Below are 24,257 nucleotides of genomic sequence, written 5' to 3'. Positions count from 1 at the left end.
AAAGTGGCAAGGCGAATCGAACTCGTTGCATTGCATCTCGGTGCTCAGAAAGTCCGATAGACCGCAAAAGATGACGAATTCACGCAAATGTTATTGCTTAGAATTTTCTGAATGTTTTCAGAATACTTCCCGTTTGTCGGTTATTCAATCGGTCCGGCGACCGATATGCGAGAAAAAACCCCAAGCCGATCAGCGGCTTGGGGTAATTTGTGTAATCGAGTGGGAGTGAGGCGGCGAGGTCCGCGGCGCTCGGCCAAGTGGTCGGGTCGCATTTCCGACACAGAGAACGTCGGCAGGCGTGGCGGATTGGTGAAGCGCGCATGTCGCGCGGGACCAGGAATATCGCCAATGAAACGTCTGATGATCAGCATCGCCGCCGCCGCCCTGGCGTCGGCCTGCGCCGCCGGGCCCACCGGTGAGGCCGTCACCGTAGCCCAGTCCGCCATGGACCAACCCGCGCCGACCGCCATGGACTTCGTCCGCATGGCGGGCGCTAGCGATCTCTACGAGATCCAGTCCAGTCAGCTTGTCATGCAAGACGGCGGCGATCCGGACCTGCGCCGCTTCGCCGAGATGATGATCGAGCATCACACGATGACCACCCGCACGGTGATGGACGCGGCCCGGGCCGCCGGCATGACGCCCCCGCCGCCGGCCCTGGACGCGCCGAAGGCCGAGATGATCCGGCAGCTGCAGTCCGCGCGCGGTGAGGCGCGACAGGCCCTGTATGTGGAGCAACAGGTGATGGCGCACCGGGAGGCGCTGATGCTCCACACCCGCTATTCCCGGAACGGCGACACGCCGCAACTGAAGCAGGCCGCGGCCGCGGCGGTCCCCATCGTCTCGCGCCACTACAACGAGATCGTGGCGATGCAGCGCGGGATGGGCGGCGCGGACCACGCCGGCCACGAAGGCGGCGGTTCCCGCTGAGGCAGGCGGCGCAGCGCTGGCGGAAGCCTCTCGAACGCCAGCGCTTCCAACCCGTGCGCAAGCGCCTGCGCCCGATCCCGGCCGGGGATCGTGATTTCGGCGGAATGGCGGGAGTCGGATTTTGGCGCTGCCGAAGGCATCGGAGCGAACCGGCGTCCTGAGAGTTCGGCTCTTTCCCCCATCCGTTCCAGGAGACCGCATGCGCGATTATCCCAAGCCCCCGTTCGATACGCCGGAGCAGCCCGTCCCAGGCCGAACCGACGCGATGAACCCGCGTCCCGACCACGGCGAAGAGTCCTACAAGGGCTCCGGGCGTCTTGAAGGCAAGGTCGCCGTGATCACCGGCGCCGATTCCGGGATCGGGCGGGCCGTCGCCCTGGCCTATGCGCGCGAGGGCGCCGACGTGGTCGTGGGTTATCTCAGCGAAACCCAGGACGCAGAAGAGACCGGACGCCTGGTCGAGGCGAGCGGGCGGTCGTGCCTGCTGTTCGCGGGCGACCTGGCGGACCCGCAGACCTGTCGCCGGATCGTTCAGGAGGCCGTCGATCGGTTCGGCCGGATCGACGTGCTGGTGAACAACGCAGCCCACCAGATGACGTTCGAGGCGATCGAAGACATCCCGGACGAGGAATGGGAGCGCACCTTCGCCGTCAACATCTCCGCCATGTTCTACATCACCAAGGCGGCGGTCCCGCACATGAAGCCGGGGGCGGCGATCATCAACACGGCCTCGATCAATTCGGACAAGCCCAATCCGACGCTTCTGGCCTACGCCACCACCAAGGGCGCCATCCAGAACTTCACCGCAGGCCTGGCGCAGCTGCTGGGCCCGAAGGGAATCCGCGCCAACGCCGTGGCCCCCGGCCCGATCTGGACGCCGCTCATCCCCTCGACGATGCCGGCGGACAAGGTCGAAAGCTTTGGCGCAAGCACGCCGATGGGCCGCCCCGGCCAGCCGGCGGAGCTGGCGCCCGTCTATGTCCTGCTGGCCTCCGACGAGGCCAGCTACGTCTCCGGCGCGACTGTGGCGGTCACCGGCGGCACGCCCATCATCTGAACAGCCCAAGGGGAACGAGAGGACCGCATGATGTCGAGGGACGCCAGGGTGCGGTCGCGCGCCAAGACACTCGACCTTGAGGGCGCCGTCGTCGTGATCACGGGCGCTTCCAGCGGGATCGGCGAGGCCGCCGCCGAGGCCTTTGCGCGTGAAGGCGCCCGCCTGGTCCTGGCCGCGCGCGATCCTGCGGCGCTGGACGCGGTGGCGGCGCGGTGCCGTGCTCTGGGCGTGGACGCCGTCGCGGTCGAAACGGACGTGACCGACGCCCAGGCCGTGCGCGCCCTGGCGGAGCAGGCCGTCGCCTTCGGCGGTCGGATCGACGTCTGGTTCTCCAATGTCGGGGTGGGGGCGGTCGGTCTGTTCCACGAAACGCCCATGACGGCGCATGAGCAGGTGATACGCGCCAATCTGATCGGCCATATGAACGACGCCCACGCCGTGCTGCCCATCTTTCTGAGGCAGGGCAGGGGCGTCTTCATCAACATGATCTCCTTGGGCGGTTTCGCCGCCGCGCCCTGGGCCGCCGCCTACAGCGCCAGCAAGTTCGGCCTGCGCGGGTTTTCCGAAGCGCTCCGCGGCGAGCTGACGGCGCACCGCGACATCCATGTGTGCGACGTCTATCCCGCCTTTGTGGACACGCCGGGTCTGAGGCACGGCGCCAACTATACGGGCGGCCAGGTATCCGCGCCGCCGCCGGTGCTGGATCCGCGACGTGTGGCGCGGGCGGTCGTGCGGCTGGCGCAACGTCCGCGTCCGGGCGTCACCATCGGCGCCCCGGCTTTCGCCGTCCAGGCGGCGCATGCGCTGGCGCCGAAGACTTTGGCGGCGGGTATGGATGTCTTCATGCGCGCCTACTTCCGCAGAGCGCGTCGCGCGCCTCGCTCAGACGGCAATCTGTTCGGCCCGCCCGCCGATCCGGGCGGCGTGGAGGGCGGATTCAAGCCGGTCAACGTCAAGGCCGCGCTGGTCGCGGGAGCCGGGGCGTTGCTGGTCGGCGGCCTGATCCTCGGCATGAGGCGTCGCCCCGCCTCGGAATGACCGGCGCCGGCGGATGAGCGGCCGAGCGGACGTCGCCGTTCGGCGCGACGGACCTGGGCCGTCGTCAGCCCGAGCAGGCGAGGCTCGGGCCTGCGTCCGTTTCCCGACATGCGGAAACCTCGGCCCCCCGCTCCGTTAGCCCTGCATCCCAATCGAAGGAGCGGATGCATGGCAGTGATGAACGACGATGTCTGGCGCGAGGTGTTCGTGACCGGGCTGAAGAACGCCCACGGCGTCGAGCATCAGGCCTTGGCCCTGATGGATCGCCAGATCGAACGCGCCAAGAACTTCACCGAAGTGGCGGATCAGCTGCGGGCGCACCGAGCCGAGACCGAACAGCAGATCACGCGCCTGGAGGAGGTGCTGGGGCAGTTCGAGGAGAACCCCTCCGGCCTGAAGGACGCGGCCCTGTCCATGGGCGGGTCCATGGCGGCGATGGGACATATGTTCGCCGAGGATGAGATCCTGAAGAACGCCTTCGCCAACTTCGCTTTCGAGAACTACGAGGCGGCCGTCTACAAGGGACTGATCCTCCTGGCGCGCCACGGCGACTTCTCACCAGCCCTCGATCCGCTGAATGAGACCCTGGAAGAGGAGCAGCGGATGGCCCGCTGGGTCGACGAAAGCCTGCCCGCCCTGACCGAGAAATACCTGCGCCTGAAGCGCGACGGCGAAAACCCCAGCCGTTGATCGGCGATCCAAATAAGGACTGACCCATGTTCATGCACAACAAGAAGCTGATGTACACGGTGCGGGTGGCGGAGCCGAACCCCGGCCTGGCCACCCTGATGCTGGAACAGTTCGGCGGGCCTCAGGGCGAACTGGCGGCGGCGATGCGCTATTTCACCCAGGGGCTGGCCGACGAGGACGTCAATCGGCGCGACCTGCTGATGGACATCGCGACGGAGGAACTGAGCCACCTGGAAGTGATCGGCTCGATCGTCGCCATGCTGAACCGCGGCGCCAAGGGCAAGCTGGCCGAGGCGGCGGAGGAAGAGGCGGATCTGTACGCCAGCATGACCTCAAAGGGCGACAGCCACACCATGTCCATCCTGTACGGCGGGGGCACGGCCCTGGTGAACTCGTCCGGCGTGCCGTGGACCGCGGCCTATATCGACTCCATCGGCGATCCGGCGTGCGACCTGCGCTCCAACATCGCCGCCGAGGCCCGCGCCAAGATCGTCTATGAGCGGCTGATCAATGTCACCGACGATGCAGGCATCAAGGACGCCCTGTCCTTCCTGATGACCCGCGAGGTGGCGCACCAGAAGTCGTTCGAGAAGGCGCTGTACGCTATCCCCGCCAACTTCCCGCCCGGCAAGATCCCGGGTCGTCCCGAGTTCGCCGACAAGTACTACAACATGTCTCAGGGCGAGGGCGACGCTACGGGCCCTTGGAACGAAGGCGAGCAGTGGGAGGTCGTCTCCGATCGCGAGACCCAGATGGCGGTGGACGGCGGCGACGGCCACGCCACGGTCAGTCTGCCGGCCAAGGAGCAGAAGGCGGTTGACGCCTTCATGACCCGGACCATGTCCGACCCCTCTTCGGCGCCGCTGACCGGCGCGGATTTGGGCGCGGGCCCCGGAGCCGGGCGGACCACCCCGTACAATCCGCAGACGGAGTGACAGCGTCCGAAGGGGCGTGAGCCTGTCTGAGCTACGACGACGCCCGGGCGCGACTGCGCGCCGGGCGTTTTCGTGGGGCGACCAGCGCAGCGGACACCTTGAAGCGCTCTCTTGGGTCACCGGCGGCGGCTGTCGCGCCCTTTGGCGGCGCCTTACCGCCTGCACGCCCCCACGCCTTGAGGGGCCATGAAAGGGCAAGGCCGGCTGGCGAGCGGCGCGGTGACGATTGCCGTCAGAAAGGCGGGGGTTGGGTGCGGAAGAAGGCTGTCGCGCCCACGCCGATATAGAGAAGGGCGAAGGCGATCAGAAGCAGGACTATCAGTCGGGCGAGCTTGCGACGGTTGCGAAGAACGGGCGGCTTGCGAGGATCAGAACCGGCCATGACGATCAGCGCCTGCGTGGCGCGGACGGGGCGCCGACTTCGGCGCGAGGCCCATCCGTCTTCATGGCGGCCAGGAAGGGCGGGGTTCGCCAGACGGCTGATACGTCGACGAGGTTCAGGATTCTCATGGCGCTCTCCTCCATCACGGACATCAATCCTGCAGGGTTTCATCTGACAGCGCGAAAGCCCGCGTGCGCGTTCCTGTGTCTGAAAGCAGACCTAGGTCGGGCAGCGAAAAAGGATCGTCTTTTCATGGAGATCGCGTCGCGCCTCGGCGGGGCAGGAACCGTGGCGGCGAGGGCGAGGTTGGCTGGAAGAATCCAGAGGAGCTCACCTTGTCGAACCCCGATCCCGAACGCGCGCCTCTACCGTCTTCGCCTCCGCGCTTTTTGGGGCGTTGCGCCATCGTGACCGGCGCGGCGCGCGGGATCGGCCGAGCCGTCGCCGTCGCCTTGGCTCGCGAAGGTTGTGACCTCGTTCTGGGCGACGTCCTCGCCGATCTGCCCGACGGCACGCCCTATCCCAAGGCGACCGCCGATGACCTTCAGGCCACCGTGGACGCCGTTCAGGCGGAGGGTGTCCGCTGCATCGCGCTCAAGGTCGATGTGGCGAGACATGATGAGGCGGCGATCCTGGTTCGGCGCGCCGAGGAAGGCTTCGGCCGTCTGGACTTCCTGGTGGCCAACGCAGGCCTGTCGATCGAGGGGCCGATCGCCGAGATGCGGCCCGACACCTTCGACACGGTGATGCGAGCGAACCTGAACGGCGTGTTCCATGTCTTGTCGCCAGCGTTGAAGCTGATGTTGGCTGCAAAGCGCGGGCGGGTCGTGGCCATCGGCAGCGGCCTCAGCAAACATGGGGAAAAGGAAGCCGCCCCCTATGTCGCCTCGAAGTTCGCCCTCGTCGGACTGTGCAAGACGGCGGCGTTGGAAGCGGCCAAGAGCGGCGTGACGGTCAATGTCGTCCTGCCTGGTCCCGTCGATACGCCGATGATGTCCAGCCAGGAGCGGTTCCAGCAGGCCGTGCCCGACAAGTCGGATCCGACGCGGGACGACTATCTTGAGGCCAACAAGGACGCCACGCCCATGGGCCTGGCTTGGGTGACGCCTGAAGACATCGCCTCGGCCGTGCTGTTCCTGCTGAGCGACGAGGCGCGCTTCATCAGCGGCGAGACGCTGGGAGTGGATGCGGCGGATTCCGCCAACTGGTCCTGATCGTTGCCGCCTCCGGTCACCACCTGGCCTGGACCGGACGGCGATCCGCCGGCGGGGAGCGGCGGTTCGCCTTGCAAAGCCGGCGCCGGACCGCTCGCGCCCCTGATGGTCGTGGCCGCGGTTGGGCTTTTCGCCTGCGCCGACCTGTTCGCCAAACCGCTGAGCGCGAGCTTGCCGGCCGCCCAGATCGCCTGGATGCGCTATGCCGTCCTGCTGGCCGTCGCCGTTTGGATCGTACGACGACGCGGCCGGCGGGGGGGGGCGAGCCGGCCGGAGCTCCAGCTTCTGCGCGGTATCGCGCTGCTGGGTTCGGGCCTGCTGTTCATCCGCGGTCTTCGCGATCTCGGCGTCGCGGAGGCGACGGCGATTTCGTTCGTCACCCCAGCCTTCGTGACCCTGTTGTCGATCGTCGTTCTGGGCGAGAGCGTCCACGTGCGGCGCTGGGCGGCGCTTCTCATCGGCCTGGCCGGAGTGCTGGTCATCCTGCGGCCGGGGGGCGAGGCTCTGCAGCCTGCGGCCCTGTTTCCGCTCGCCTCCGCGGCGTGCGGGGCGGCCATGGTCGTCACCACACGCAGGATCGGCGACAGCGATGCGGTGGAGACGATCCTGTTGTGGTCTTCAGGCGTGGGCTTTTTGGCGCTGACGGCGTCATGGCCGACGTTCGCCGTGGCGATGACGCCGTTGCAGGTCGCCCAGGCCGTGACGATGGGCGGTCTCTATGCGCTGGGGCAGTATCTGCTGATCGTCGGTTATACGCGGGGTGAGGCGTCGCTGCTGGCGCCCTTCTCCTACGCCCAGGTTCTGTTCGCGGTTGGGCTTTCCGCCCTCGTCTTCGGCGTGGTCCCCGATCGGACGACGCTGGCGGGCATCGGGCTGATCCTTCTGGGCGGGGCCTATACGCTGCATCGCGAAAGGGCGCTCTCGCGGCTCAGGCTGAGAGGCATGTCACCTCAGCGCGCGCGTCGCCGCGCCACGCTCTGATCCGGGCCTGACACCCGCGAAGCCGGGCCCGCCCGATCTCGACAGCCAGGCCGCGGCCCCCGGGTCATGCCGCATTAGCGGGCGTAGGGCGGATCGACGTGGATGGAAGCATGGCCGCCACGCCGTTCGTGGCGCTGGTCGATCTGCGCGATCAGGGCCAGACCGCGTTCCTTGCCGACCAGCTCAAGCAGCGCATCCAGCTTGGCCTCGGTCCGGTCGTCGTTCTCCTTGGACGACGGCGAGCCGACGTAGAGGAAGTAGGCCAGGCCGACGACCTGCCACAGCAGTTGCAGGAACTCCGACTGCCAGTTCTCGAAAGTGTCCCGCGCCATCTCGACCAGATAGGGGGTGAGCTGCGCGGCCTGGCCGTGCTCTCGCGCCTCGTCCACGAAGGCGAACCAGCCGAACAGCCAGTGCAGGATTATGGAGACGGAAAAGAAGGCCAGGGTGATCCAGGCGTAGCCATAACGCTTCAGCATAGGAGCCTCTCCCTTGGCGGCGAGGACGCCGCGCGATCGGTTGGAAAAACACGGGCGCCGTCCATTGGCATCAGTCCATGTCCGGCGATTGCAGCGCCGGCTGCATCCGGTCGTTCACCGGCGCGCCATGCCCATGGGCGCCGATCGATCTGCGACAGGCCGGGCGGCCGAGCGAAACGTAGTCCAGGCCCGCATCCACGACGGCATCGGGTGCAAAGAGGTTGCGGAAGTCGATCACGCGATGGCCCCGCATAACCCGTCGTATCCGCTCGAGATCAAGGCTCGCATAGGCCGGCCATTCGGTCAGCACGACCAGGACGTCCGCGCCCTGCGCCGCGGCATATGCGTCTCGGAAGAAGGCGGCGCCGGGCATCGTCGTCCGCGCGGCGTCGATAGCCTCAGGGTCGCTGGCGCGCACGATGGCGCCGCGCGCCTGGAGGCCGGGTATCAAGTCGAGAGCGGCGGCTTCGCGCATGTCGTCGGTGCCTGCCTTGAAGGCGAGGCCCAGCACAGCCACGACCTTGTCGGTCAGGTCGCCCGTCGCATCAGCGACACGCGCCGCGAGATTGCGTTTGCGGCGCCGGTTCGCGGTCTCTGCGGCCGCGACCACGGACAGGGTCGTATCGGCCCGTCGCGCCGTGGCGAGCAGGGCCTGAGTGTCCTTGGGAAAACAGGAACCGCCATAGCCGGGACCGGGCTGAAGGAACCGCGCGCCGATGCGCGCGTCCAGTCCCATGCCCTCGGCGACGCAGAGGGCGTCAGCGCCGATATTCTCGCACAGGTCGGCGATCTCGTTGATGTAGCTGATCTTGACCGCCAGGAACGCGTTGGAGGCGTATTTGATCAGCTCCGCCGTGCGGCGATCGCAGGCGAGCAGGGGGTGGCCTCGTGCGGTCAGCGGACGATAGACGGCCTCCATCATCGCCCTTGCGCGGGATGTTTCGGCGCCGACCACGATCCGATCGGGTTTCAGAAAGTCGCCGATGGCGCACCCTTCGCGCAGGAACTCCGGGTTGGACACCACGGCCGTTTCGACGTCCGGGGCATGGGCGGCCAGGATCGCTTCCACATCGTCGCCGGTCCCGACGGGAACGGTCGACTTGGTCGCCACCAGCGTGAAGCCACGCAGATGGCCGGCGATGTCGCGCGCGGCGGCGTGAACGAAGCTGAGGTCGGCCTCGCCGTCAGCGCCGGGCGGGGTGCCGACGGCGATGAAGACGACGTCGCTGGAGGTCACGCCGTCGGCCGTATTGCTGGAGAAGCTGAGACGACCCGCCATCCGGTTGCGCGCGATCAGGGCCGGCAGGTCCGGCTCATAGATGGGGCAGTCGCCGGCCAGCAGACGATCGACCTTGGCGCGGTCGTTGTCGATGCAGCAGACCTCATGCCCCAGTTCGGCAAGGCAGGCGCCGGTGACGAGGCCGACATAGCCGGTTCCGATGACGCCGATCCTCATGCCGCGCTCGCCTTGATCCGTTGCGGCGTGACGACCGGCGCGCGGGCCGGCGCATAGCGGGCGGTCATTTCGGCGCAGAACGCCGCGAACTCCTCCGGCGCCTGGGGCGGACTGGTGTGGTGGGCCTCCAGCCCGCGATGTTCGGGCGTGAAGCAGAAGGTGACGGTGACGTCGAAGTCGGACAGCGCCTGCATCTGGCGGTCGAACCAGTCCAGCGCGCCTTCGCGGTATCGGTCGGCCCAGGACAGTCCGGTGCGCAGCTGGCGGACGCCCAGATCCTTCAGCCAGCGCACGGCGTCGTCCAGGCGATGGTCCTGGAAGTGGAACCACTGACACACGCCCATGTCCGACGCATAAGGCCGGAAGGCCTCCACGGCGGGCTTGGGCGAGCCGTCCTCGCGCAGCAGGCCCATGTGGAAATGCCGGTAATAGGACGAGCCTTCGGCCTCGCGATGGCGCGTGGTCGCCTCCCATGTCCGCGGCAGGTCATAGAGGCTGTACCAATGGATGCGCGGCGCCTTGCCGATCAGCAGTTCGGCGGTCTTGCGCACGCCCCAGGCCTGGACCTCTTCGGAGCCGAAGGCGGAGACGCCGACCTCCGTCACCCAGACGGGCTTGTCCGTGACCGCCTTGATCTCCTCGATCCGGGCCGGCCATTCGTCGATGGGCCACAGGTTCCAGTCCAGCGGAAACCCATGGACGGCGATCACATCGACGGCGTCCATGACCCCTTGCGCCTCCAGCCTGCGGACGAAGGACGGGTCGATGGGCGACATTCCGCCAAGCACCCGCGTGAGCGCAGGATTTTCCGCACGGATGGCCGCCCCCGCCAGCCGCGTCATTTCGGAGAAGCGCTCCCATTCGGGGTCGAGCAGCGGATCCCAATGCGACTTGTTGTTGGGTTCGTTCCAGATCTTGACCGCTTCGATCATCGGCGTGTGTCCTTGGTCATGTCATGGCCGTTGGCGGCCCCACGGGCGGGATAGACGGGGCCGGCGTCGGTGGGCCGGTCCACGCGGCGGCACAGGAAGACTTCCTCCTCCGGCCGGTCGAGGACGTGGAACCCCGCACTGCGCAGCATGGCCGCGCTGGCCGAGGCGTTGGGCGCCCACCAATTGGTCCAGTCCCCGGCGTAGCGGTGCTCGATGAAGTGCAGCTTCGGATAGTCGGCGCGGTCGAAATGGGCCGTCTGGCTGAAGTCGTAGTCGATTTCGGGTTCGAAGATGTCTTGCGCGCCGCGTTGCATCGATTGGAACAGCAGCAGGTCGTCGGCCACGTGCTCGTGGATCAGGTCCAGCGCCAGCAGCGGGTGGCGCAGGTGGTAGAGAACGCCCATGAAGATGACGAGATCGAACCGTTCGCCGAGCTTGGCCAGGTCGTAGACGGACAGTTTGCGGAACTCGATGTCCGCGCCTTCGACCTCGGCGGCGAGCCGCGCCTGGTCGAGGTAGCGGTCGTCGAAGTCGACGCCCAGGACCCGGTTCGCCCCCCGCCGCTTCATCTCCAGCGAGTAGAAGCCGGCGTTGCAGCCGATGTCGAGGACGCTGCGGCCGCTCAGGTCTTCGGGCACCACATGGGCGAAGCGAGAGAATTTGTTGGCCGGATAGTCGTGCAGGAAGTGATCCGGCGCGGTGCGCACCCCCTTCAGCTCCATGTTGTGAAACCAGGGGCCCAGTTCGGAGACCCGGGCGCGGACCTGTGCAGGCGTGAGTTCAGCCATGAGGAACCTCGTTCAGGCGAAGAAGAGTGAGGGCGTCCGGCGTCGCGGACACGGTGGTGACCGATCCCGGCGCGACCTCGAACCGGTCGTGGTTTCGCAGCGACAGGCCCAGGGCCAGGGCGACGACTGATTTGACGACATCGGCGTGGCTGACCGCGGCCACTGTGCCTGCATCCGCCTTGGCCAGGGTTTCCAGCCAGCGCGCCAGGCGGCCCTGCACCTCCAGCATCGACTCGCCGTTCGGCGGTCGCGCCTGGTCACGTTCGGCGTTCCACCGCCGCCATTCCGCCAGGGGGTCGAGCTGGGCGAAGTCTTGGCCGGTCCAGTCTCCGAAATCGATCTCGTTCAAGGCGGCTTCCTCCTCCAGGGGACGGTCGTGGGCGGCGGCGATGACGGCGGCCGTTTCACGCGCCCGTTGCAGCGGGCTGGTGAGCACCCGGTCGGGCCGGGGGAGGGTGCGCGACACGGCCTGGGCCTGACGTCGGCCGGCCTCGCCTATCCCCACGCCCCCAGCGCGTCCGCAGAGCCGTCGGGAGACAAGATCGTGGGCGCCGTGCCGGATCAGGTGGATGATCGTCACGAAACCAGGCGGGCGGCGCGAACGGCGGGGGCGGGGGCGACCTCGTCCCCGCGGATGAAGCGCAGCGTCCGTTGGCGCGCCTCGTCGTCGGTGAACTGCTCGGGCGGGGATTTCATGAACCAGCTGGACGGTCCGACCAGAGGGCCCGAGACGCCGCGATCCATCGCCACCTTGGCGCAGCGCACCGCGTCGATGACCACGCCGGCGCTGTTGGGGCTGTCCCACACCTCCAGCTTGACCTCCATGCTGATCGGCACGTCGCCGAAGGTGGTGCCCTCCAGCCGGATGTGCGCCCATTTGCGATCGGTCAGCCACGGGACGAAATCGCTGGGGCCGACATGGACATCGTCATCGGCCAGGGGCGTCTCGAACTGGCTGGTGACCGCCTGGGTCTTGGAGATCTTCTTTGAAGTCAGCCGCTCGCGCTCCAGCATGTTCTTGAAGTCGGCGTTGCCGCCGAAGTTGAGCTGATAGGTGCGGTCCACCCGGACGCCCCGCTCGCGCATCAGATTGGCCAGAACCCGGTGGACGATGGTGGCGCCAACCTGGCTCTTGATGTCGTCGCCGACGATCGGCAGGCCGGCCTGACTGAAACGCTTCGCCCAGGCCGGGTCGGAGGCGATGAAGACCGGGATGCAGTTGACGAAGGCGCAGCCGGCCTGGAGCGCCTGCTCCGCATAATATTCGCTCGCCCGCTGCGACCCGACGGGCAGATAGGAGACCAGCACCTCGGTCCCGCTGTCGCGCAGAGCTTGCGCCACGTCGACGGCCGGGGCGGGGCTCTCTTCCAGGTCGTCGACCATATATTGGCCGATCCCGTCCAGCGTCGGCCCACGCTGGACGACTACGCCCGACGGTTGGGGCGAGGCGAAGCGGAAGGTGTTGTTCGGCGGGGCGAAGATGGCGTCCGACAGGTCGCGGCCCACCTTGGCCGCATGGATGTCGAAGGCGCTGACGACCTCCATGTCCCCGACACGATAGCCGCCGAGCTCCACGTTCATCAGGCCGGGCGGCGGGGCGTTGCCGGTCGCCCCCGCATAGTGGGCGAGGCCCTGTACGAAGGACGATGCGCAATTTCCGACGCCCACGACGCCGATCCGTACGGAGTTTCGCTGCATTGGCGGTCCCCTTGCCGTGAGGCGACCCAATCGGCCGCTGCAGGAGGAAGGATCTACAAAGCTGCCGGTTCCGCGAAACGGTCAAGTATCCATCAGATCAAAGAAGGAAGCGCGATCCAAGCGTCGATGTGTCGGGTTTTGAACACTGATTAAGTGCTGTATTCGCTCGCGATCCGGAAATATGTTCATAATTGAACACTTCGAAAATCGGAACGGATCGGTAGAAGAAGCTGTTGCTCAGGTGAACCCACCGGAGCCGCACCATGTCCGAAGCGAACCCCCTGACGAGCCACGACGATATCCGCGCCTGGGCTGAGGCGAGGGGCGCTCGGCCTTCTCGCGTGAAGAGCACGGCCGACGCCGACGGCGGCGGGGTGCTGCGGTTCGACTTCGGCGACAAGGAGGAGGCGCTGGAGGAGATCTCCTGGGACGACTTCTTCCGCATCTTCGATGAAAGCGATCTCGCCCTGCTCGCGCAGGAGGAGACCAGCGGCGGTCAAATGAGCCGCTTCTCGAAATTCGTGCAGCGCTGAGCCGGAGAAACATCATGACGGACACCGTCCTGATCACCGGCGGCGCGGGCTTCGTCGGTCGCCATCTGGCCCGTGCGCTTCTGGAGCAGGGGCACAGGGTGCGAGCGCTCGACAGCCTGATCGACCAGGTTCACCCCACTGGCGCGCGGCCCGACGAACTGGACCCCGAGGTTGAGCTGGTCGTCGGCGACATTCGCGACGAGGACCGGGTCCGGGCCGCGCTTCAGGGGGTGGACAAGGTCTTCCACCTGGCGGCGGAGGTCGGTGTCGGCCAGAGCATGTATGCGATCGACCGCTACACCTCGGTCAACGATTACGGAACGGCGGTCCTGTTCCAGCAACTGATCGACCAGCCGGTGAAGCGGGTGGTCGTGGCCTCCTCGATGAGCATCTACGGCGAGGGGCTTTACCGCACGGCGGACGGCGATCTGCGCCAGGAGGTGGTGCGGGGAGTGCGGAATCCCGACGGCTCCTGGGATCCGACGGATGAGCTGGGACGGCCGCTGGTCCCCGTGCCGACGCCTGAGACCAAGTCCCCGGCGCTGAAAAGCGTCTATGCGATCAACAAGTTCGTCCAGGAGCGGCTGACCCTGACCCTGACGGCGCAATACGGCATGGAAAGCTGCGCGCTGCGGCTCTGGAACATCTACGGGCCGGGGCAGGCGCTTTCCAATCCCTATACCGGCGTCCTGGCCATCTTCGCTTCACGTATCGCCAACGGCCAGGCGCCGATGGTGTTCGAGGATGGTCGGCAGCGGCGTGACTTCGTGCACGTCTCGGACGTGGCGCGCGCCTTCCTGCTTGCGTTGGAGAAGCCCGAGGCGAACGGCGAAGTCTTCAACATCGGCTCCGGAGAAGACAGGACCGTCGAGGATGTGGCGCGGCTGCAGGCGGCCTCGATGGGGCGGCCGGACATCGCGCCCCAGATCACCAACAAGGCGCGGGCGGGGGACATCCGTCACAATATTCCCGATCTGACCAAGGCGCGCGACGTGCTGGGTTACGAGGCGCGTCAGGACTTCGCCGAGGGTCTTGAGGAACTGGCCGAATGGGTGGCGCGTCAGGAGGCCCAGGACCGGGTCGACCAGGCGCGCAGCGAGCTGGAGCTCCGGGGTCTGGTGGCATGAGCCGGGTCCTGATCACGGGCGGCGCGGGCTTCATCGGCTCGAACCTCGCTGACCGTCTCGCGGGCGAGGGGCATGAGGTCGTGGTGATGGACACCCTGGCCCGCCCCGGGGTGGAGACGAACCTGAAGTGGCTGCTCCTGCGTCACGGCGCGGCGGTCAGACATGTCAGGGCCGATCTGCGCCAGGCCGACGCCGTCGAGACGGCGGTCGCACAGGCCGACGTGGTGTTTCATCTCGCGGCCCAGGTGGCGGTCACGACCAGCCTGGCCGATCCGCGCACCGACTTCGACGTCAATCTGATCGGGACGCTGAATGTGCTGGAGGCGGCGCGTCGCCGCCGGACGCCAGTCATCTTCGCCAGCACGAACAAGGTCTATGGCGATCTGGCCGATATCGAACTGGCCATCCAGAACGAGGCCTGGCAGCCGACCGAGCCGGCCCTTCGCGTGCGCGGCGTGGACGAGCATCGGCCGCTTGATTTCCACACGCCCTACGGCTGCTCCAAGGGCGCCGCCGACCAGTATGTGCTGGACTATGCGCGCAGTTACGACGTGCCGACCTGCGTGCTGCGCATGAGCTGCATCTACGGCCCCCGCCAGATGGGGACGGAGGACCAGGGCTGGGTCGCGCACTTCCTGATCCGGGCCCTGGAAGGCGCGCCGATCACGCTTTACGGCGACGGGCGTCAGGTGCGCGACATCCTGAACGTCGCCGACGCGGTCGACGCCTATGTCGCCGCCTGGGAGCGTATCGAAGCCGTGTCGGGCAGGGCGTTCAACCTGGGGGGCGGACCGGAGAATGCGGTCAGTCTGAAGGGCCTGATCAGCCATATCGATCAACTCATCGGCCGGCCGACGGATCTGCGGTTCGAGGACTGGCGGGCCGGGGACCAGCGCTATTTCGTGGCCGACGCCTCCGCGGCCCACCGCGCCCTTGGGCTCGGGGCGCCCAAGCCGTGGCGCTCTGGCGTGTCGGAGCTGGCGGACTGGCTGCGGGTGGAGCGGCGTCTGGACGCCCGCGCCGGATCGGCGGCGGCATGAGCCTGCGCCCGCGTCATGTGCTGATGACCGCCGACGCCGTGGGCGGCGTATGGACATACGCGCTGGACCTGGCCGAAGCGCTCCTGGCGCGGGGCGTGCGGGTCAGCCTGGCCGTCCTCGGCCCGGCGCCCGGGGGCGTCCAGCGGCGCGCGGCGCAACGCATCAACGGCCTGAGACTGATCGAAGCCGGCGGAACGCTGGATTGGCTGGCGGAGGGGCCCTCCCAACTGGACCGGACCGCCAGGGCCTTGCGGGGGCTGGCGGTGCAGACCGGGGCGGATCTGGTGCATCTGAACGCCCCGGCGCTGCGCGGCGACGACGACTGGGGCGCACCCGTGGTGGGGGGATGTCACTCCTGCGTCGCGACCTGGTGGGACGCGGTGCGCGGGACCGATCTGCCGCAGGATTTTCAATGGCGGACGGAACGCCTGGCGCAGGGCTATCGCCGGTGCGACCGCCTCGTTGCGCCCAGTTTCGCCTTCATGCAGGCGACGGCGGCCCGCTACGGCGTCCTGCCCGCGACGGTTCGCAACGGCCGCCGTCCCGCTGAGGCCGGCCCGGAGACGCGACGGCGTGGGGTGCTGACTTCGGGCCGTCTGTGGGACGAGGGCAAGAACATCGCGACGCTGGAACGGGCGGCGCGGCGGATGCGCGGCCGGGTCGAAGCCGCTGGCGCGGTCGAGGGGCCGAACGGCCAGGCCGTCGCCCTGGATCGGGTTCACGCTCTGGGGCGACTAAGCGCGTCAGATCTCCAGCAGCAGTTGCGGCAGGCGTCGGTGTTCTGCGCGCCGGCGCTTTACGAACCCTTCGGCCTGGGCGTGCTGGAGGCGGCCCAGGCGGGGTGTGCGCTGGTTCTGGCCGATATCCCGACCTTCCGGGAGCTGTGGGAGGGCGCCGCTCTCTTTGTCCCGCCGCGGGATGACGGGGCGCTGGCGGCGGTGCTGGACGACCTGCTGGACGACGCCGACCGGGCGCGCCGGCTGGGACGACTGGCGTCCGCCCGCGCCCGCCAGTTCAGCATCGACGCCATGGTCGAGGGCACGCTGGCCGTCTATGCCGAGGCTCTGGCCCAGCGCGCCCCGTTCGGGGAGGCGGCGGCGTGAAGATCGTCTATTTCACCCATTCGCTGGAGTCGTGCTGGAACCACGGCAACGCCCATTTCCTGCGCGGCGTGCTGCGCGAACTGATCGCGCGCGGGCATCAGGTTGAGGCGTGGGAGCCGCACGACGCCTGGAGCCGGGCCAATCTGGTCGCTGACCATGGCGAAGGCGGACTGAGCCCGTACCGTCAGGCCTATCCCGAGCTGGTCAGCAGACGTTTCCATCCGCCGCTGGACGTCGACCGGGCCTTGGACGGCGCGGATCTGGTCATTGTTCACGAGTGGAACGATCCGGCGTTGGTCGCCGCGATCGGCCAGGCCCGCACGCGCGCCCGCTTCACCCTGCTGTTCCATGACACCCATCACCGGGCGGTCAGCGAGCCGGACGCCATGCAGGCCTTCGACCTGTCGCCCTACGATGGCGTCCTCGCCTTCGGCGAGACCCTGGCGGCGGTCTATCGCCGATGGGGCTGGGGCGATCGCGTCTTCGTCTGGCACGAGGCGGCGGACGTTCGCCTGTTTCATCCGCCGCTTGAGCCGCAGCCGCGCGACGGCCTGGTCTGGGTCGGCAACTGGGGCGACGGCGAACGCACCGCTGAACTTGAGCGTTTTCTGTTCGCCCCGGCGGCGGCGAGCGCGCTCACCCTCGATCTCTACGGCGTCCGCTATCCCGATGCGGCCCGGCGCCTGCTTGCGCGCTACGACGTGCGTTATCACGGCTGGCTGGCCAATGCGGCGGCGCCGGGAGTGTTCGCCCGTCACCTGGCGACGGTTCACGTCCCGCGTCGTTTCTACGTCGAGACGCTGCCGGGCATTCCCACCATCCGCGTGTTCGAGGCCCTGGCGTGCGGCGTCCCCCTGGTCAGCGCGCCGTGGACGGACAGCGAGGGCTTGTTCGACGTCGGCCGCGACTTCCTGATGGTCCGGTCCGGCAGCGAAATGGCGTCGGCGCTTCGGGCCGTGAAGTCGGATCCCGAACTGCGCGCCGATCTGGCTGCGCATGGGCTGGCCACGATCCGCGCCCGCCACACCTGCTCACACCGTGTCGATGAACTGATGGCGGTTCTGGCGCGGCTCGGCGCGTCTGGCGCTGAGCCCGTCCAGGCCCGCGCCCCCGTTATGGAGATTGCGGAATGAAGATCGCCTTCTACGGCTCCAGCCTGCTGTCGTCCTATTGGAACGGCGCGGCCACCTATTATCGCGGCCTCCTGGGCGCCCTGGCGGAGCGGGGATGGGAGATCCTGTTCCTGGAGCCGGACGCCTTCGACCGGCAGCAGCATCGCGACATCGATCCGCCGGACTGGGCGGAGGTCGTGGTGTGGGACAACACCGTCGAAGGCTGCACCGCAGCCATGGCCCGCGCGGCGGAGGCGGACGTCGTGGTCAAGGCGTCCGGCGTCGGGGTCTTCGACGATGTCCTGCTGGGCGTGTTCGACAAGGCGCGGCCTGACGCCCTGACCGTCTATTGGGATGTGGACGCCCCGGCGACTTTGGCGGAGGTGAAGGCCGCGCCCGATCACCCGCTGCGCCGTGTCCTGCCGCAGATCGATCACGTCCTGACCTATGGCGGCGGGGATCCGGTGGTCCAGGCCTTCCACGCGCTAGGCGCGCGCGACTGTCGCCCCATCTACAATGCGCTCGATCCCGCCACCCATCACCCGGTCGCGCCGGACGCCCGCTTTTCCGCCGACCTCGCCTTGCTGGCCAATCGTCTGCCGGATCGCGAGCGCCGTATCGAACAGTTCTTCCTCGAACCCGCGGCGTCCCTGCCGCAGCGGCGCTTCCTGCTGGGGGGCAACGGCTGGGGCGACAAGGCCATGCCCGCGAATGTTCGCGCCCTGGGTCACGTGGGAACGGCCCAGCACAACGCCTTCAACTGCACGCCCCTGGCGGTGCTGAACGTGGCCCGCGACAGCATGGCCGAGGTCGGCTTTTCGCCGGCCACACGGGTGTTCGAGGCCACCGGCGCCGGGGCCTGCCTGATCACCGACTACTGGGAAGGCGTCGAACAGTTCCTGACGCCGGACGTCGAGGTGCTGGTCGCGCGGGACGGCCAGGACGTGGCCGCGCATCTGGCCGCCCTGACGCCGGAACGGGCGGAGGCCATCGGCCATGCGGCGCGCGCCCGGGTGCTGGCCGACCATACCTATGCTCAGCGGGCCGAGACGGTGGACGCCCTGTTCCGCAGCCGGCTGTCGGCGCGACGCGAGAGGAGCGCCGCATGAAGCTGGTGGTGCTGGGGCTCAGCCTGTCGTCCGCCTGGGGCAACGGGCACGCCGTGACCTTCCGCGCGCTGCTGTCCGCCTTCGCCGAGCGCGGGCACGAGGTGGTGTTCCTGGAGCGCGAAACGCCCTGGTACGCCGCGCACCGGGACCTGTCGGACCCCGACTACTGCCGCCTGGCCTTCTATTCGGACCTGAAGGATCTGGAGCGTTTCGAAGGCGAGGTGCGGACCGCCGACGCCGTTCTGGTCGGTTCCTATGTGCCTGAGGGGATCGAGGTCGGCCGGTGGGCGCGGCGCACCGCGAACGGCGTGGTCGCCTTCTACGACATCGATACGCCCGTGACCCTGGCGCGGCTGGCGCGGGGCGACTGCGACTATCTGCAGGCTGACCAAATCCCGCGCTACGACGTCTATTTCTCCTTCACCGGAGGGGACACGCTGAAACGTCTGGAGCGTGACTATGGCGCGCCGGCCGCGCGGGCCCTCTACTGTTCGGCCGACCCCGACATCTACCGTCCGCACGCCGTCGGCGCGCGGTGGGATCTGTCCTACCTCGGCACCTATAGCCCCGACCGCCAGCCGACGCTGGAGCGGCTGCTCCTGGAGCCGGCCCGCCGCATGCCTGACCGTCGCTTCGTGGTGGCTGGGCCCCAGTATCCTGACGACATCGACTGGCCCGCGAACGTCGAGCGGATCGACCATCTGCCGCCGGCCGAGCATTCCGCCTTCTACGCCGCCAGCCGCTTCACCCTGAACGTCACCCGCGACGACATGAGGGCGGCCGGACACAGCCCGTCGATCCGGCTGTTCGAGGCCGCCTCTTGCGGCTGCCCGATCATCTCGGACGCCTGGCCGGGGATCGAGACCCTGTTCACGCCCGGCGACGAGATCATCCTGGCGGAGGCCGCCGAAACGGTGATCGAGGCGCTGTCCGCGCCTGCGGGCCAGGCCCGGGCGATGGGCGAGGCCGCCCGTCGCCGCATCCTTTCCGAACATACCCCCTCCCACCGCGCCCAGACCCTGGAGCGTGAGTTGATCGCGGCCCGACGCGCCAAGACGAAGGACCGACCCATGAAGTCCATTTCCGACACCCCCGCTGTCCTGGTCGCCGGCGGCGCCGGTTTCCTCGGTTCGCACCTGTGCGACCGGCTTCTGGCGGAGGGCTGCCACGTCGTCTGCCTCGACAATCTGCAGACGGGCGACCTGAGCAACCTGAAAGCCGCGATGAAACAGCCCCGTTTCGAGTTCGTGCGACATGACGTCGTCGAGCCCCTGCCGGAACGGATCACCGAACGCCGCTTCGACCGCATCTACGACCTGGCCTGCGCCGCCTCGCCGCCGCAGTACCAGCAGGATCCTGAGCACACGATGCTGACCTGCATCCTGGGCGTCCGCCATATGCTGCAACTGGCGGAGAAGACCGGCGCCCGCCTGCTGCTGACCTCCACCAGCGAGGTCTACGGCGATCCGGAAGTGCATCCCCAGCCGGAGACCTATCGCGGCAACGTCAATCCGATCGGGCCGCGCGCCTGTTACGACGAAGGCAAGCGCGCGGCCGAGACCCTGGTGTTCGACTATGACCGGGCCGGGCGGTCCGATGTGCGTGTGGCGCGCATCTTCAACACCTATGGGCCGCGCCTGTCCGCCGCAGACGGTCGGGTGGTGTCCAACCTGATCACCCAGGCGCTCGCGGACCAGCCGATCACCATCTACGGCGACGGCAGCCAGAGCCGGTCGTTCTGCTATGTGGACGACATGATCGGCGGCCTGATCGCGCTGATGGAGCACGAGGGGCCGCAGCCCGGCCCGATCAACCTCGGCAACCCCGTGGAACTGACGGTGTCCGAACTGGTCGAAGTCATCGTCGATCTGACCGGATCGGGCTCGGAGATCGTGTACCGGCCGCTGCCGATCGATGACCCCCGTCGCCGTCGCCCGGATATCGCCAAGGCGGACGCGGTCCTGCAATGGCGCCCTTCCACGGCCCTGCAGGATGGATTGCGGCGTACGATCGACTGGTTCGACGCAGATCGCTCGCCGGCGCTCGGCGATCGTCCGGCCCTCAGCGCCTGAGGTGCGGCGTGACGGGGACATGGCGGAGGTTCTGCGGCGCAACATCGAGGTCATGCGCACGCAGCGGCGAGAGGCGGCCGAGGCGGAGCCTTGGCCGAAACGGCTGGCGCAGCGCATCACCGACTTCGCCGGAAGCCTGGGGTTCGTGCTGCTGCACCTGCTGATCTTCGGCGGCTGGATCATCTCGAACCTGTGGGGACCGGAGCCCTGGCGGTTCGATCCGACCTTGGTGATCCTGGCCATGGCGGCGTCGGTGGAGGCGATCTTCCTGTCGACCTTCGTGCTGATCAGCCAGAACCGGATGGCGGCGGCGGAGCACGAGCGGGCGGAACTGGACCTGCAGATCAATCTGCTGGCGGAGCACGAAATCACCCGACTGATCGATCTTGTCGGCCGCCTGGCCGCGCACGCGGGTCTGGCGCCTGACGATCCGGACCTGGACGACCTGCGCCGCGACGTCGCCCCCGAGGTCGTTCTCGAACACATCAGCCAATCCAACGAGGAAGACCATGACCGAGGTTCTTGACCAGACGCGCACCATGCGCGCCGCCGTCGTCACCGGGCCGGGCCGGATGGAGGTGCGCCGCGTGCCTCGACCCGAGCCGGGCGCCGGTCAGGTCCGCATCAGGCTGGAAGGCTGCGGCGTCTGCGCCTCCAATCTGACGCCCTGGGCAGGCCCTGAGTGGATGACCTTCCCCACCCCGCCCGGGGGGCTGGGCCACGAAGGCTGGGGCGTCGTCGACGCGGTCGGACCGGGTGTTTCCAGCGTCGCCGTCGGCGACCGGGTCGCCGCCCTCTCGCACAGCAGTTTCGCGGAATACGATGTGGCGGACCAGGACGCCGTCGTACCCCTGCCGCCCGCACTCGATGGTCTTCCGTTCGCGGGCGAGCCTCTGGGCTGCGCCATGAACATCTTCCGGCGCAGCGGGATCGAGGCCGGCCAGACCGTGGCCATCGTCGGCATCGGCTTTCTGGGCGCGGTGCTGACGCGACTTGCGACGGACGCCGGAGCGCGGGTCATCGCCCTGTCGCGACGGCCCTATTCGCTGGAGGTGGCGCGTCGGATGGGCGCGGCCGACACCCTGACGCTCGACGATCACTACGCCCTGATCGCCAAGGTGTCGGAGCTGACGGACGGGCGGTTCTGCGATGTGGTGATCGAGGCCGTCGGCAAGGCCTGGCCGCTGGACCTGGCGGCCGAGCTGACGCGAGAGCGCGGGCGGCTGGTGATCGCCGGCTATCATCAGGACGGGCCACGGCAGATCAATATGCAGCTGTGGAACTGGCGCGGGCTGGACGTGGTCAATGCGCACGAGCGCGATCCCGCCGTCTACGCCCAGGGCGTGCGCGAGGCCGTCGAGGCGGTGGGCGCCGGGCAACTGAACCTGCGCGACCTGGTGACCCACGCCTATCCGCTGGAACAGCTGGATCAGGCGCTGGACGCCACCCGGGATCGGCCGGACGGCTTCCTCAAGGCCGTGGTGACGATGTGATGACCGACGTCCTTCTGAAACCCGCGCCGGCGTCCGCCCTGCGTCGGCCCCGCGTCGGCTTCCTGGGCGTCGGCTGGATCGGTCGACATCGGATGGCGGCGATGTTGGACGGCGGGCGGATCGAGGCGGTCGCACTCGCTGATCCGAACCCCGACATGGCCCGCGAAGCCCTTGGTCTCGCGCCTGGGGCCGCGGCTTGCGCCGATCTCGACGACCTCTTGGCCCAAGGGCTGGACGGGCTGGTCATCGCCACCCCCAGCGCCCTCCACGCCGAACAGGCCCAGCGGGCCCTGGATGCGGGCGTCGCCGTCTTCTGCCAGAAGCCGCTTGGGCGCAATGAGGCGGAAACCCAGGCCGCCATCGCGGCGGCGAAACGCGCTGACCGGCTGCTGGCGGTGGACCTCAGCTACCGCCACACGGCGGCGGTGCAGGCCCTGAAGGCGCAGATCGGGACGGGGGCGCTGGGCCGGGTTCACGCCGTCGATCTGACCTTCCACAACGCCTATGGCCCGGACAAGCCGTGGTTCTACGATGCTGCGCTTTCCGGCGGTGGATGCGTCATGGACCTGGGCGTCCACCTCGTGGACCTGTGTCTGTGGCTGCTGGACGAAGAGGTCGCCGGCGTCGAGGCGCATCTTCTGCGCCAAGGGCGGCCGCTGAAGGCACGGAGCGAGGCGGAGGATTATGCGGTCGCGACCCTGGTGCTGGGTTCGGGCGTCGTGGTGCGGCTGGCCTGCTCGTGGCGATTGCCTGCGGGCCAGGACGCGGTGATCGAAGCGGCCTTTTACGGACACGGCGGCGGCGCCGCGATGCGGAACGTCGGCGGCTCCTTCTACGATTTCGAGGCGACGGCGTTTGAAGGCGTCACGCCCCGCCGGCTGACGTCGCCTCCCGATGACTGGGGCGGCCGTGCGGCCCAGGCCTGGGCTCAGGCTCTGGCGGAAGGCGGGCGGTACGATCCGGCCGTCGAAGACTTGTTGCGGGTCGCGCGCACCCTGGACCGGATCTACGCCGCTGCGACGTGAACCTCATAGAGGCGACCGCCGCCCGCATTGAACAGGACGAGATCCACCCGGGCTCCGTACACGCCGCGGATAGCCTGATCCCGCAGCATGTCGCCCATGGTCAGCAACGCCTGGCGGCGCGCCGCGTTGTCATCCTCAGCCGTCAGTTCGAGGCGCTCATCCACCCCCGCAACGCCAAGCTCGAGTCGGTATCCGCTCATGACGTCGACTACGCGCAAGTTGGAAAACTGGATCACTCCGGGGCGGCTTTGTTCAATGCTGGACATTCTGGCCTGCAAGTTTGAACGCCGGGACGACATCTCCAGCGCGCAACGCGACGCCATTCTCGCGCTGCCCGTCGAACCCCGACGCTTCCGGCCAGGCGATCTGATCGCCACGGAAGGGGAGCGCCAGACGGACAGCCTGCTTCTGGTGTCCGGATTCGCGGGCCGATTTGCGCTGTTGAGCAATGGGGGGCGACAGTTCACCGAACTGGGTCTGCCCGGCGACTTCATGGACCTGCACGGCCTGGTCACGAAGCGGCTTGATCACAGCGTCATGGCGATCTCGGCCTGTGAACTGGCCGCTGTCCCCCACGACGCCCTGCGACGCCTGATGGCCGAGGATCCCCATCTTGCGCGTCTGTTCTGGCTGGAAACCGTCGTGGACGCCGCCGTCCACCGCGTATGGCTGGTCGGGTTGGGGCGCCAGGACGCGCAGGCCCGGATGGCCCATTTGTTCTGCGAAACCCAGGTCCGATTGGAGGCCGTGGGGCTGGCCGACGAGGACGGCTTCGATTTTCCGCTCAACCAGATCGAACTGGCGGATGTGCTTGGCCTGTCCTCGGTGCACGTCAACCGCACCTTGATGGCGTTACGGAGCGGGGGGCTGCTGGACTGGAAAGAGGGTCGGGTGACCATCAATGACTGGACCCGCCTGGTCCGTCTCGCGGAGTTCGACCCGCTCTATCTGCGGTTCTGGAAAGAGCCCGTCTGACACGTCGACGGTCAGACCCGCCACTGCCATCTACGCGAAGAGGTTTCGCGGGCCGCCGCCATGGCCGCCTGCGCCCTTCGCCCATTCC

The 24,257-nt window shown here is 68.2% G+C and carries 26 protein-coding genes; 18 read left to right on the top strand and 8 right to left on the bottom strand.

Features of this window, described 5'->3' with window-relative positions; translation table 11 throughout:
• Positions 1-348: 348 nt before the first annotated feature.
• From ACE3PU_RS00250 to ACE3PU_RS00230, 5 genes are all read left to right on the top strand, one after another.
• Positions 349-930 (top strand): DUF4142 domain-containing protein, encoded by a 582-nt coding sequence (locus ACE3PU_RS00250; protein ID WP_374385462.1) that lies wholly within the window; start codon positions 349-351, stop codon positions 928-930.
• A gap of 199 nt (positions 931-1,129) precedes the next feature.
• Complete coding sequence (locus tag ACE3PU_RS00245; RefSeq protein ID WP_374385460.1) at positions 1,130-1,987, top strand: SDR family oxidoreductase; 858 nt, start codon at positions 1,130-1,132, stop codon at positions 1,985-1,987.
• Between the two features lie 30 nt (positions 1,988-2,017).
• Complete coding sequence (locus ACE3PU_RS00240) at positions 2,018-3,025, top strand: SDR family oxidoreductase (protein WP_374385458.1); 1,008 nt, start codon at positions 2,018-2,020, stop codon at positions 3,023-3,025.
• A 168-nt stretch (positions 3,026-3,193) separates the two neighbouring features.
• The gene (locus tag ACE3PU_RS00235) at positions 3,194-3,715 is read left to right on the top strand and encodes a ferritin-like domain-containing protein (RefSeq protein ID WP_374385456.1); all 522 of its coding nucleotides are present in this window, start codon (positions 3,194-3,196) and stop codon (positions 3,713-3,715) included.
• Between the two features lie 26 nt (positions 3,716-3,741).
• A complete protein-coding gene (locus tag ACE3PU_RS00230) occupies positions 3,742-4,650 on the top strand; it encodes a manganese catalase family protein (RefSeq protein ID WP_374385454.1) in 909 nt (302 codons plus the stop codon).
• Between the two features lie 232 nt (positions 4,651-4,882).
• On the opposite strand, the gene ACE3PU_RS00225 is transcribed toward ACE3PU_RS00230, so the two are convergent.
• Entirely contained in the window at positions 4,883-5,032 is a 150-nt protein-coding gene (locus ACE3PU_RS00225) for a hypothetical protein (RefSeq protein ID WP_374385452.1), read from the bottom strand.
• Positions 5,033-5,367: 335 nt separating this feature from the next.
• On the opposite strand from ACE3PU_RS00225, the gene ACE3PU_RS00220 reads away from it, so the two are divergent.
• Positions 5,368-6,246 carry an SDR family NAD(P)-dependent oxidoreductase gene (locus ACE3PU_RS00220; RefSeq protein ID WP_374385450.1) on the top strand — a complete coding sequence of 293 codons (879 nt, stop codon included), beginning with the start codon at positions 5,368-5,370 and terminating at the stop codon, positions 6,244-6,246.
• Positions 6,247-6,351: 105 nt separating this feature from the next.
• On the top strand, positions 6,352-7,227 hold the full coding sequence (locus ACE3PU_RS00215; RefSeq protein ID WP_374385447.1) for a DMT family transporter: 876 nt from the start codon (positions 6,352-6,354) through the stop codon (positions 7,225-7,227).
• 74 nt (positions 7,228-7,301) lie between these two features.
• Here the strand turns inward: ACE3PU_RS00215 and ACE3PU_RS00210 are convergent, their stop codons facing one another.
• From ACE3PU_RS00210 to ACE3PU_RS00185, 6 genes are all read right to left on the bottom strand, one after another.
• Entirely contained in the window at positions 7,302-7,706 is a 405-nt protein-coding gene (locus tag ACE3PU_RS00210) for a DUF6766 family protein (RefSeq protein WP_374385445.1), read from the bottom strand.
• Between the two features lie 70 nt (positions 7,707-7,776).
• Positions 7,777-9,162: a UDP-glucose/GDP-mannose dehydrogenase family protein gene (locus tag ACE3PU_RS00205; protein ID WP_374385444.1), complete on the bottom strand. Its 1,386-nt coding sequence runs from the start codon at positions 9,160-9,162 to the stop codon at positions 7,777-7,779.
• Positions 9,159-10,094 (bottom strand): beta-xylosidase, encoded by a 936-nt coding sequence (locus ACE3PU_RS00200; protein ID WP_374385443.1) that lies wholly within the window; start codon positions 10,092-10,094, stop codon positions 9,159-9,161. Before ACE3PU_RS00200 ends, ACE3PU_RS00205 begins: the two co-directional genes overlap by 4 nt.
• Positions 10,091-10,882, bottom strand: coding sequence for a TIGR04290 family methyltransferase (locus ACE3PU_RS00195; protein ID WP_374385442.1), 792 nt, complete (start codon positions 10,880-10,882; stop codon positions 10,091-10,093). The genes ACE3PU_RS00200 and ACE3PU_RS00195 overlap by 4 nt, the downstream gene beginning before the upstream one ends.
• Positions 10,875-11,462, bottom strand: a complete 588-nt coding sequence (locus ACE3PU_RS00190; RefSeq protein ID WP_374385441.1) for a histidine phosphatase family protein — start codon at positions 11,460-11,462, stop codon at positions 10,875-10,877. Before ACE3PU_RS00190 ends, ACE3PU_RS00195 begins: the two co-directional genes overlap by 8 nt.
• Positions 11,459-12,580: an inositol-3-phosphate synthase gene (locus ACE3PU_RS00185; protein WP_374385440.1), complete on the bottom strand. Its 1,122-nt coding sequence runs from the start codon at positions 12,578-12,580 to the stop codon at positions 11,459-11,461. The genes ACE3PU_RS00190 and ACE3PU_RS00185 overlap by 4 nt, the downstream gene beginning before the upstream one ends.
• A 263-nt stretch (positions 12,581-12,843) precedes the next feature.
• Here ACE3PU_RS00185 and ACE3PU_RS00180 point away from each other — a divergent pair, with 263 nt between their 5' ends.
• The 10 genes from ACE3PU_RS00180 to ACE3PU_RS00135 are packed head-to-tail and all read left to right on the top strand — an operon-like array spanning position 12,844 to position 23,194.
• On the top strand, positions 12,844-13,113 hold the full coding sequence (locus ACE3PU_RS00180) for a hypothetical protein (protein ID WP_374385439.1): 270 nt from the start codon (positions 12,844-12,846) through the stop codon (positions 13,111-13,113).
• Positions 13,114-13,127: 14 nt separating this feature from the next.
• Positions 13,128-14,240 carry an NAD-dependent epimerase/dehydratase family protein gene (locus ACE3PU_RS00175; RefSeq protein ID WP_374385438.1) on the top strand — a complete coding sequence of 371 codons (1,113 nt, stop codon included), beginning with the start codon at positions 13,128-13,130 and terminating at the stop codon, positions 14,238-14,240.
• Positions 14,237-15,280, top strand: a complete 1,044-nt coding sequence (locus ACE3PU_RS00170) for an SDR family NAD(P)-dependent oxidoreductase (RefSeq protein WP_374385437.1) — start codon at positions 14,237-14,239, stop codon at positions 15,278-15,280. The genes ACE3PU_RS00175 and ACE3PU_RS00170 overlap by 4 nt, the downstream gene beginning before the upstream one ends.
• Positions 15,277-16,383: a glycosyltransferase family 4 protein gene (locus ACE3PU_RS00165; RefSeq protein ID WP_374385436.1), complete on the top strand. Its 1,107-nt coding sequence runs from the start codon at positions 15,277-15,279 to the stop codon at positions 16,381-16,383. Before ACE3PU_RS00170 ends, ACE3PU_RS00165 begins: the two co-directional genes overlap by 4 nt.
• Positions 16,380-17,516, top strand: a complete 1,137-nt coding sequence (locus ACE3PU_RS00160) for a glycosyltransferase (protein WP_374385435.1) — start codon at positions 16,380-16,382, stop codon at positions 17,514-17,516. Before ACE3PU_RS00165 ends, ACE3PU_RS00160 begins: the two co-directional genes overlap by 4 nt.
• Positions 17,513-18,604 carry a glycosyltransferase gene (locus ACE3PU_RS00155; RefSeq protein WP_374385434.1) on the top strand — a complete coding sequence of 364 codons (1,092 nt, stop codon included), beginning with the start codon at positions 17,513-17,515 and terminating at the stop codon, positions 18,602-18,604. The genes ACE3PU_RS00160 and ACE3PU_RS00155 overlap by 4 nt, the downstream gene beginning before the upstream one ends.
• A complete protein-coding gene (locus tag ACE3PU_RS00150; protein WP_374385433.1) occupies positions 18,601-20,676 on the top strand; it encodes a bifunctional glycosyltransferase/UDP-glucuronate decarboxylase in 2,076 nt (691 codons plus the stop codon). Before ACE3PU_RS00155 ends, ACE3PU_RS00150 begins: the two co-directional genes overlap by 4 nt.
• A gap of 19 nt (positions 20,677-20,695) precedes the next feature.
• Positions 20,696-21,202, top strand: a complete 507-nt coding sequence (locus ACE3PU_RS00145; protein ID WP_374385432.1) for a DUF1003 domain-containing protein — start codon at positions 20,696-20,698, stop codon at positions 21,200-21,202.
• Entirely contained in the window at positions 21,186-22,169 is a 984-nt protein-coding gene (locus tag ACE3PU_RS00140) for a zinc-binding dehydrogenase (protein WP_374385431.1), read from the top strand. Before ACE3PU_RS00145 ends, ACE3PU_RS00140 begins: the two co-directional genes overlap by 17 nt.
• Positions 22,169-23,194 (top strand): Gfo/Idh/MocA family protein, encoded by a 1,026-nt coding sequence (locus ACE3PU_RS00135; protein WP_374385430.1) that lies wholly within the window; start codon positions 22,169-22,171, stop codon positions 23,192-23,194. The genes ACE3PU_RS00140 and ACE3PU_RS00135 overlap by 1 nt, the downstream gene beginning before the upstream one ends.
• Here the strand turns inward: ACE3PU_RS00135 and ACE3PU_RS00130 are convergent.
• The gene (locus ACE3PU_RS00130; RefSeq protein WP_374385429.1) at positions 23,176-23,460 is read right to left on the bottom strand and encodes a hypothetical protein; all 285 of its coding nucleotides are present in this window, start codon (positions 23,458-23,460) and stop codon (positions 23,176-23,178) included. The two genes, ACE3PU_RS00135 and ACE3PU_RS00130, sit on opposite strands and share 19 nt — an antisense overlap.
• Here ACE3PU_RS00130 and ACE3PU_RS00125 point away from each other — a divergent pair.
• Positions 23,450-24,169, top strand: coding sequence for a Crp/Fnr family transcriptional regulator (locus ACE3PU_RS00125; RefSeq protein ID WP_374385428.1), 720 nt, complete (start codon positions 23,450-23,452; stop codon positions 24,167-24,169). The two genes, ACE3PU_RS00130 and ACE3PU_RS00125, sit on opposite strands and share 11 nt — an antisense overlap.
• Positions 24,170-24,257: the final 88 nt, after the last annotated feature.

Origin of the sequence: Brevundimonas sp. (assembly GCF_041911375.1) — a bacterium.
GTDB lineage: Bacteria > Pseudomonadota > Alphaproteobacteria > Caulobacterales > Caulobacteraceae > Brevundimonas.
The sequence above is the reverse complement of the archived record's forward strand: the minus strand, read 5'-3'. Positions and strand labels throughout refer to the sequence as shown.